Source organism: Helicobacter vulpis (assembly GCF_003660395.1).
GTDB classification, from domain to species: Bacteria; Campylobacterota; Campylobacteria; order Campylobacterales; family Helicobacteraceae; genus Helicobacter; species Helicobacter vulpis.
In genome coordinates, this window is record NZ_QXQT01000034.1 from 1 (window position 1) to 8607 (window position 8607).

The window sequence follows — 8607 nt, forward strand, 5'->3', positions numbered from 1 at the left end:
CCCCTCTCCCCCCTCCCTCACACCCCTTAAGCCCCCCTCCAGCGCGCATCAAGCTCGCCCACCCTCGGGTACTCATCCCCATTTTTCCGGGCACCAATTGCGAATACGACACCCAAAGGGCCTTTCAAAAGGCCGGAGGGGTGGTACAAACCTTAGTTCTTAACGATCTCACTCCCCAGCATAGTACACAAGCGATCATGGGCATGCAAGAGGCCCTCCAACACGCACAAATTTTATTCTTGCCCGGGGGGTTTTCAGGGGCCGATGAACCCGATGGGGCGGCCAAACTCATGAAGGCCTTTTTCTGCAATCCCGTGTTGCAAGAGGAGATCACACGCTTTTTAGAAAAAGATGGCTTGATAGGGGGGATTTGCAATGGCTTTCAAGCCTTGTTGAAACTAGGGCTATTGCCCTTTGGGCGCATCACCCCCTCTAAGCCCCATCACCCCACCCTCTTACACAATAGCATTTTGCGCCACCAAAGCAAGATTGTCTACACCAAGATCACCTCTAACGCCTCGCCTTGGCTGTGTGCAACCCAACGCGGGGACATTTATGCCCTGCCCATCTCGCATGGCGAAGGGCGTTTTTTTGCCCCCCCTAAAACCCTTTTGGAACTCGCCCAGCGCGATCAGATCGCCACCCAGTATGTGGATTTCAAAGGAGAGGTGAGTTTGGACATTGCCTTTAATCCCAATGGGTCGCTCTGTGGCATTGAGGGGATCACTTCGCCCTGTGGGCGGGTGTTTGGCAAGATGGGGCATAGCGAGCGCGTGGGCGCACATCTGTACAAAAACATAGAAGGGAATTTTGCCATGCCAGTATTTAAAAGCGCTGTGGAGTATTTCAGTTAGCAGTGGTGCGGAAGAGAGGAATCGAACCTCCACGCCTCGCGGCGTCAGATCCTAAGTCTGGTGCGTCTACCAATTTCGCCACTTCCGCCCAAAAACGCCCATTATACCCCCCATAAGTTTAAACACCCCTGAAAGTCTAGAGCAATAGCGCCCCGATGGTACCAAAGACAATTAAGGGGATGTTGTAGACCAAAAAGGTGGGTACGCAAGTGTCATAAATGTGATTGTGTTGCCCATCGGCGTTCAAACCGGTCGTGGGACCAATGGTACTATCTGAGGCCGGAGAACCCGCATCGCCCAACGCTGCGGCAATGCCCACTAAGAGAATGGTAGCTGGGGTACTAAAGCCTAAGGCCACACATAGAGGACAATAAAAGGCAGCGATGATGGGGATTGTACCAAAGGAAGTACCAATACCTATCGTGATGAAAAGCCCGATAGCCAACATCAATAAGGCACCCTCTAGTTTGGTAGAGACCATGCTACTTGTCGCGTTTACTAAATCTGCAATGGCATGGGTTTTTTGCAACACCTCCCCAAACCCGGCGGCCACCAACATCACAAAGGCCACAAAGCCCATCATCTTCACCCCCTCATCAATGAAGCTATCCATCTCTTTCCATTTGACCACGCGCCCAGCTAGCATGACCATCAAGCCTATGAACGCCCCCAAAGGCAGGGATTTTGTGCTCAGTTGCACCACAAAGGCAAGCACAATCCCTAGCAAAGTCAAATAGTCGCGCCAACCCAGTTGCAAACTCTGATCGCTTTGGATTTCTAGGCTTTCTTGATAAACGCGGGGTTTTCTATACAGCACCAACACGGCCACCACCAAGCCCACCAACATCGCAAACCCGGCAATGGACATCACCCCGGTCACTTGAGAGAGGGTTGTGGGCACGCCATTTTGATTCAAATTTTCCACTAGGAGATTGAGAAAAATCAGCCCAAAACCCGCTGGAATCGTCATATAAGGGGCTTGCAAGCCAAAGGTTAGCGCGCAGGCAACAGCGCGTCTATCCAGTTGCAAGCGGTTCATCAAATGCAAGAGCGGGGGGATGAGAATGGGGATAAAGGCGATGTGCACGGGAATGAGATTTTGTGAAAAGCAGGCAATGAACGCGATAGAAAAGCATAGAATCGTGGCTTTTTTATCCATCACGCCCACTAGCTTGTGCAACACGACTTTAATGAGATTCCCGCTTGAAATCATCACGGCCAGCGCGCCTAAGAGAATGTAGCTCAACGCCGTCTCCAAATTGCCATGCATGCCCTCGATCATGACCTGAGTGGTCCTAACCACCCCAAGCCCCCCCATGACCCCGGCCACCAAACTCGCCGCAATGATTGCTAATAAGATGTTGAGCCGTGCCAAACTCAGACCCACCATCACCACAACAGACACCACCGCTGGATTACTTAAAATCACGCAACCATCCCTTTTTGTTATTCGTCTATTTTATCCCCGTTGGGTAATTACGCTCAAATTCTCTTACTACTTCTTTAGTAGCCTGTGAGAATAGCTTGGGCATGCCATTATTCTCTAAATTAATGGCCTTTCCTTGGTACCCTCTCGCCAACTTTTCAAATTTAGACAAAACAAGCGTTCTAAGAATATAGCAGTAGTGAGGTGTATCCACACTATCGCATATTTTACCTGTGAAAAGAGTAGAGTGGTCCCCCTGCAATGTCAAATTATGGCTGGCAATCGCTGTGCGCATGAAATATGTGGCAAATACCTGTCTATATCCTAAAAAATTCACTGGGGCACCGGAAGGGTAAGCACTTAATAGAGAAATGCCAAACACCATAAAAGCTAACAGCATCAATCTCGACACTTTTAAATGCATAGCCCTTCCTTTATTAAAACAACCACTAAGACTCTTCTACCACCCGTTTTAACAGCGCGCCATACGCCTCAATGCGGCGATCTCTAAAAAAAGGCCACATGAGTCGTGTCTCTTTGCTCTCTTCTAGATCAAGGCACGCATAGACAATTTCCTCCCCCTGTGTACCTAGTGCCAACTCTTTCCCAAAAGCCCCGTAAATAAAACTAGACCCAAAGAAGAGCAGGCCACGCGTGTGTCCAGAGGGGTCTAGCTCCAAGCCCACGCGATTGGAGGTGATCACGGGCATCACATTGGCGATGCTATGCCCGCGTTGCACCCCGCGCCAAGCTTCTCTTTGCAGGGCCTTTTCCTGTGCGCTTTCGCTTGAATCATTCACCCACCCAATCGCGCTAGGATAGATCAATACATCGGCCTTTTGCAAGGCCATGATGCGCGCAGCTTCTGGATACCATTGATCCCAACACACCAACACCCCTAAATTCCCCACACTCGTGGCAATGGGCGCAAAATTATCCCCGGGGGTGAAGTAGAATTTCTCATAAAAGCGCGGATCATCGGGAATATGCATTTTTCGTTGAATCCCCGCAACAGCCCCATTTCTTTCAAACACCACCGCCGTATTAGAAAACACCCCCTCCATGCGCTTTTCAAAGAGAGAACTCACCAGTACCACCCCATGCTCTTTAGCCAAATGGCTACAAAACTCCATATCTTGAGGATAGTTTTGGGCAAGGGCAAAATGGCTAGGGTCTTCGTGTTGGCAAAAGTAGGCATAGGGGTGTAACTCGGGCAAGACCACTAAATCCAAAGACGCATATTTTTGTTTAGCCTGCTCGAGCATGCCTGCGGTGTGCCTTAAGGTGGCTAGGCGATCCCCCTGATAGGCGTGTTGTAAGATGGCGACATGGATGCGGCGTGCTGGCAAGATTCAAACCTCCTTGAACAGCCCCTAAGTGTCTAAAAGCCCTACCAAGAGACGGATTTATTGCTACCCAATTTAGAAATGGGGAACTCTTTGCTCCACACCTCTAACCCGTTCTTAATGCTGGTTAAAGACAGGATAAAGATGTAATCAATGCGTTGTTTGCTCGAACTCACCCGCGCGTTTCTTTGGATGACTTTACCGCTCAAAGAGAGATCAGGCGCGCGCAACGTGCCCTTTTCTTGGGTGGTTTCTTGGTTGAATTCCTCATTATTGCGCAACTGACGCACCCTATCAATCATCTTATCTTCACTCCCCCCACTCCCTGCAATCGCCCTAGTCACATAAAATTTATTGTGTACTTGACTTTTAAGCGTCTGGAGGACAAGTTGGGTGAGTTGTTCGGTGTCAAAATGCTGCATGGTGTCGTTGATCACATCGGAAACGGCGATGACCTTAGGGCTGCTAAGACCTTGCACATCAGGACTAGCCAGCATGGAGGCCACAGCGGTTTTAGCAGCGTCCTCAATGTCTTGATAGTCCAAACCCGCCGTGGCGTATTTCTTGGATTCTTGATCCTGCTTAGAAATGTAGCTCACATTCTGCCCACAGCCACCAAACACCAAAGCCCCCACCACGCACGATGCCCACAAGTATCCATTGAAACTCTTCTGCGCCCCTATCATCTATCACTCCTTTTTAACTTTATCGTGTTGATCTTGGCTCTCAGGGGTTAAACCGGGCTTGGCAGAAGTCAAGGATTGCTTGATCTGGGCCTTTTGACTCATGTGCACATCCATGTCCACTAACACAAACACCTTGTTAGGCGCGACCCACTTTGTGCGCAACTCCGTGCCCTGAAGTTCTACATAGAGCTTCTTTGTATCCCCGTCCCTTTTTTGGGCTTGCAAGATAAAGGTTGCGAGCTTGTCGCGCGCTTTCGCACCGGCTAAACTGGTGGCGTTCTCAACATCGCCTTCTAAAATGTCCGCCGCCCCGCAGGCAACCACCTTATCTTGCTCTATGGTAGCGGGTTTATTGCATGCAGTCACCCAACCGGGCGCGCCCCCACAACCCCACAGCAAAATGCCCAAAGCCCCCACAACCCCTCTTTTGCGCATCAACTACTGCAAACCTAGCTCAGAACGCACTTTAGAGACGATACTTTGATCCAAGCCAACAAGCACCCAAACGCGGTCCTTACCCACCCATCTAGCTAGGGGCTTGCTCGCGACCAGGACTTTATCAACTTTTTCGCTAACACTCACGCTACTGCTTTTGTCCAATGAGTTGCCACTTCTACTCGCTTGGCTTTGCACATCTTTCATCAACTCGGCCTTGAGATTGGTGGCTAGATTGGCCCGCGCGGCTGCAGCCGCTTGATCGGTGGCGTAATTCACATCGCCTCCTACAATGTCGTCCTCACCGCGTCCCAGAAACAAACTAGAGTAGTCCTTATTGCCTACTTTGATCTTGTTGAGATCGCCATTGACCCATTTGGGCGCGTCCTTGGTTTGGGCGCGGTATTCCTTATTCTCCTTGCTCACTCCAGATTTGGGCTCGCCACACCCCACAATGGCCAACGCCACGATGGCACTCCCTGCCACCAACGCCCATTTAATTTGTTTGAAAACCATGCTCACTCCTTTGTGAAATTTGACCTACGCGCATGCTATTGCATGAAAGTAACAGAGAGCTAAACCCTAAAGGGGTTTTCTACGACTTTTTTGCGATCCACCACATAGGGGATCAAGGCCATATGGCGCGCGCGCTTGATGGCCACCTCCACGCGTTCCTGCCACTTCTTGCTATTGCCCGTCAAACGCCTAGGCATGATCTTGTAGCGTTCTGATAGCGAATAGCGGAGTAGCTCTAGATCCTTGTAGTCAATGAACTCGATCTTGGCCTCTGTATACTTGCAATAGCGTTTAGAATAGCGTTTCTTTTCCATAAGTTCCTTTCTTGTTAAAATGGCATGTCATCATTGACATCAATTTCTGGCACTTTTTCCGGTTCTCTTTTTGGCGGCGCGGGGTTGCTCAAACTTTTAGGTTGATAGGACGGGCTCTGATCAAATGCACCCCCCCCACTATCGCGCTTAGAATCTAGCATGACCAAATTCTCCACCACCACGCTGTGCTTGTTCCTCTTATTGCCATATTGATCATTCCAGCTCTCCAATTTCAAACGCCCCTCCACTAGCACCTTAGAACCCTTGTGCAGATATTGGCTGGCAATCTCAGCGGTGCGCCCCCACAGATCTATATCCACAAAACAGGTCTCTTCGGCTTTCGTGCCATCTTGGCGTTTGTAAATGTGGTTGGTGGCAATCCCTGTTTTCCCCAACACACTCCCGCTAGACAAATGGCGCAACTCTACATCGCGCGTGAAATGCCCCACCAGCGTTATTTTATTGTACATCGCCCTCTCGGGGTTCTTGAGGTGTGGTGGGGGGTTCTTGATGCTCTTTTAAGCGGGGTTGTTTGGCTTCTGTGCCGGGCTTTTTCAAGGCGCGATCGATGAGCGTCTGCCAAGCTTTTTGATCTTTCTTGCTCTCGTATTTGAGAATGATAAAGCGCAACACATCTTCATTGATACGATACAATCTCTCCAACTCCAACACCACCTCAGCCTGCGCTTTGAAATAGATGACAAAGTAATAACCCCGTTTTTGTTTTTTGATTTCATAGGCCAGCTGCCTGCTCCCCATGTCCAAATTGGCCTCTATCACACCGCCATGCTTGCTAATCACCTCTTGGTAAAAAGCGATCTTGCTCTTGATCTCCTCTTCTACCATGGTGGGTTTGAGAATAAACATCGTCTCGTAATGCTTCAAGATATCTCCTTTTGGATTGCGCCCTCCAAGAGAGCAAGGATTAAGCCCGTTATTCTAGTCAATATAATCTTGCACTTTGATTAAAAAATGCCAGCCCGCCTGTGTGTCGCCCCGCATACACGCCACATGCCAGCTTCTGAGCAATTCAAAGATCGCGCGCATATTTTGGACCTGCCCAGCGCGCTTGCTCAGTTGCAAAACCACGGTTTGGGGCGGATTGAAGCCTAAAATCTGCTTGGGCTGGATTGCACCATGCATTTTGAAATAGCTGGCAAATAAGAAGAGTTGGTAAAAATAACGACTGAGCGCGCGCACCAAGTCCACCCCATCTACACCCTCTGCTTGCAAGCGCGCCAAGAGCCTTAAACATTGCTGCTTTTTCTCAAAAAGCGCGTCTAACAACGCGTCCACGCCCACCGCTCCCATGCCATAAACTTCTTGTTGAATCTCTTGTGCGCGCACCAAATGCCCGCATAGAGACCATTTTTCTAGTTCTGGATAGATGATGCCCACATCGTTATGATGGAGTTCAAGCAAGAGGTGTAGGGCTTGTGTCTCAATTTGCAAACCCAGTACATGGGCCTTTTCTTGCAATAGAGCGAGCAATTCGCTTTTGTCAGGCGTGAAAAAACGCACCTCTACGATCTGTTCTTGGAGTTTAGGATGGCGCAGTTGCGCACCAAATTGTTTGCCTTGTTGGGCGTATTGGGCTTTATTTTTTCCCGGATAAAACCCTATCACAAGCGCGTTTCTAGGATGAGATGCTACCACCTCTAACAAGCTGCAACACTCTTTAGCGCCCAATTTTTGATCCAGCTTCAAATACACCACAACACCCTCTCCAAAGAGAGAATTTTGACTCAAGGCCTCTAAGATCGCCTTGAAATCGTAATCATTGAAGTAAAAACGTTGCACTTGCGCCTGTGGGTAGCGATCTAAAATTTTTTGTCCGTAGTGATCGATGTAAAAGACATACTCCCCATAGAATAGGGCGACCCTTGGGGTGGCGCGCTCCAAATAAGCTAAAAACTCTGGATGGTACATGCTAGCCCATCAAATGGGCGCTCCCTGCATGCTCTCTAAAATCTCCACATAGGGCACGCGCCCCGCACAAAAGTAACCAAAACTCAACGCCGCTTGGGCGATGAGCATGGCTTTTCCATCTAGGGTGCGCACGCCCAAGTCTTGCGCCATTTGCAAAAAGGGGGTTTTGGCGCTGTAGATGAGATCGTAGGCGATGCGGGTTTGATGGAGCAGTTCATGAAGTAGCGCGCCCTCTAGGGGCAAACTCACCCCATCCATGCCTGCGCTTGTGGTGTTCACGATGAGATCGTATGGTTTGGGGGTGAACTCTGTACTGCTAAAGCATGCCAAGCCCTGCGCTTGAAAGGCCTCTAATCTCTGCGCGCTGCGATTGACCACACTCACATGCACGCCATGTGCGCGTAAACCATGCACGACCGCGCGCGCGCTCCCCCCCGCCCCCATCACTAAGGCATGGCTTATGGGTGTCTCTAGGGCTTCAAGGGGGGCATAAAAGCCTTGTACATCGCTATTATAACCCACCACACGCCCCCCCTCAAGCACCCAAGTGTTGAGCGCTTTAAGCTCTTTGGCAACGCCTTGTTGCGCATCGCTCAAGCTATAGGCGATTTGCTTAAAAGGCGCGGTGATATTGGCCCCACTCAAACCCAATTTGACAAATTCTTCTTTCAGGCGTGCGCCTTCTTGCAATAGAATGGCGCGATACTCCCCTTGAAAACCTAGCACATGGGCAAAATCTGCAAAAGCCTTATTGTGTAGGGCGGGCGATTTAGAATGGGCAACAGGGTTGCCAAAGACCCCAAAAAGCTTGGTTTTCATGGCTGCAGAGGGGTTTTTGGCCTTAAGAAATCCAAAAACACCCAACCGCTTTCTATTTTACCCCAACCCTTTTTGACCTCCTGTATGGATACCTCCTGCCCGCGCGTGAGTCGTTGCGTGACTCTAGCATGGGTGCTGGGCAACGCGCGCACATTCAACACATCTACAGCAACATAGTAGACATCCATTTTAGGCTTTGGGGGTTCTGTGGGCTTTTGTGGGGGGGGCGGGCTAGGAGGTGTGCTCGCCTGTGGGGGAGTGGGCTGGGCTTGTGGGGGTGGG

General features: G+C 50.1%; 13 protein-coding genes and 1 tRNA gene. 1 reads left to right on the forward strand and 13 read right to left on the reverse strand.

All coding sequences use genetic code 11. The features are described 5' to 3' along the window. Window positions 1-854 (forward strand): phosphoribosylformylglycinamidine synthase subunit PurQ (locus tag EAO38_RS08010; RefSeq protein ID WP_205588383.1); only part of this gene is annotated, 854 nt, incomplete at its 5' end. Window positions 855-857: 3 nt separating this feature from the next. On the opposite strand, the gene EAO38_RS08015 is transcribed toward EAO38_RS08010, so the two are convergent. From EAO38_RS08015 to EAO38_RS08075, 13 genes are all read right to left on the reverse strand, one after another. Beyond that, window positions 858-942 (reverse strand) — tRNA-Leu (locus tag EAO38_RS08015). 48 nt (window positions 943-990) lie between these two features. Further along, window positions 991-2283 (reverse strand): Na+/H+ antiporter family protein, encoded by a 1293-nt coding sequence (locus EAO38_RS08020; RefSeq protein WP_121022741.1) that lies wholly within the window; start codon window positions 2281-2283, stop codon window positions 991-993. A 25-nt stretch (window positions 2284-2308) separates the two neighbouring features. After that, window positions 2309-2704 (reverse strand): hypothetical protein, encoded by a 396-nt coding sequence (locus tag EAO38_RS08025; RefSeq protein ID WP_121022743.1) that lies wholly within the window; start codon window positions 2702-2704, stop codon window positions 2309-2311. A 25-nt stretch (window positions 2705-2729) separates the two neighbouring features. Next, on the reverse strand, window positions 2730-3629 hold the full coding sequence (locus EAO38_RS08030) for a carbon-nitrogen hydrolase (RefSeq protein ID WP_121022745.1): 900 nt from the start codon (window positions 3627-3629) through the stop codon (window positions 2730-2732). Window positions 3630-3670: 41 nt separating this feature from the next. Continuing rightward, entirely contained in the window at window positions 3671-4312 is a 642-nt protein-coding gene (gene lpoB, locus EAO38_RS08035; protein WP_121022747.1) for a penicillin-binding protein activator LpoB, read from the reverse strand. A 3-nt stretch (window positions 4313-4315) separates the two neighbouring features. Beyond that, a complete protein-coding gene (locus EAO38_RS08040) occupies window positions 4316-4729 on the reverse strand; it encodes a hypothetical protein (RefSeq protein ID WP_121022749.1) in 414 nt (137 codons plus the stop codon). A gap of 21 nt (window positions 4730-4750) precedes the next feature. Beyond that, on the reverse strand, window positions 4751-5263 hold the full coding sequence (locus EAO38_RS08045) for an LPP20 family lipoprotein (protein WP_121022751.1): 513 nt from the start codon (window positions 5261-5263) through the stop codon (window positions 4751-4753). Between the two features lie 59 nt (window positions 5264-5322). Further along, window positions 5323-5577: a 30S ribosomal protein S18 gene (rpsR, locus tag EAO38_RS08050; protein WP_013469516.1), complete on the reverse strand. Its 255-nt coding sequence runs from the start codon at window positions 5575-5577 to the stop codon at window positions 5323-5325. A 14-nt stretch (window positions 5578-5591) separates the two neighbouring features. Next, window positions 5592-6047: a single-stranded DNA-binding protein gene (gene ssb / locus EAO38_RS08055; protein ID WP_121022753.1), complete on the reverse strand. Its 456-nt coding sequence runs from the start codon at window positions 6045-6047 to the stop codon at window positions 5592-5594. Then, a complete protein-coding gene (rpsF, locus tag EAO38_RS08060) occupies window positions 6037-6462 on the reverse strand; it encodes a 30S ribosomal protein S6 (RefSeq protein ID WP_121022755.1) in 426 nt (141 codons plus the stop codon). Before rpsF ends, ssb begins: the two co-directional genes overlap by 11 nt. Window positions 6463-6516: 54 nt before the next feature. Continuing rightward, a complete protein-coding gene (gene holA, locus EAO38_RS08065; protein WP_235852588.1) occupies window positions 6517-7506 on the reverse strand; it encodes a DNA polymerase III subunit delta in 990 nt (329 codons plus the stop codon). Between the two features lie 9 nt (window positions 7507-7515). After that, window positions 7516-8325 (reverse strand): shikimate dehydrogenase, encoded by an 810-nt coding sequence (locus tag EAO38_RS08070; protein WP_121022757.1) that lies wholly within the window; start codon window positions 8323-8325, stop codon window positions 7516-7518. Next, window positions 8322-8607 (reverse strand): SH3 domain-containing protein (locus EAO38_RS08075; protein ID WP_162982746.1); only part of this gene is annotated, 286 nt, incomplete at its 5' end. The genes EAO38_RS08075 and EAO38_RS08070, both read right to left, overlap by 4 nt.

Excerpts from the sequence above, each read along its gene's own strand:
- EAO38_RS08045 (WP_121022751.1), bottom strand. The coding sequence starts at position 5,263 with ATGGTTTTCAAACAAATTAAATGGGCGTTGGTGGCAGGGAGTGCCATC.
- EAO38_RS08070 (WP_121022757.1), bottom strand. The coding sequence starts at position 8,325 with ATGAAAACCAAGCTTTTTGGGGTCTTTGGCAACCCTGTTGCCCATTCT.
- lpoB (WP_121022747.1), bottom strand. The coding sequence starts at position 4,312 with ATGATAGGGGCGCAGAAGAGTTTCAATGGATACTTGTGGGCATCGTGC.
- ssb (WP_121022753.1), bottom strand. The coding sequence starts at position 6,047 with ATGTACAATAAAATAACGCTGGTGGGGCATTTCACGCGCGATGTAGAG.
- holA (WP_235852588.1), bottom strand. The coding sequence starts at position 7,506 with ATGTACCATCCAGAGTTTTTAGCTTATTTGGAGCGCGCCACCCCAAGG.
- EAO38_RS08025 (WP_121022743.1), bottom strand. The coding sequence starts at position 2,704 with ATGCATTTAAAAGTGTCGAGATTGATGCTGTTAGCTTTTATGGTGTTT.
- rpsR (WP_013469516.1), bottom strand. The coding sequence starts at position 5,577 with ATGGAAAAGAAACGCTATTCTAAACGCTATTGCAAGTATACAGAGGCC.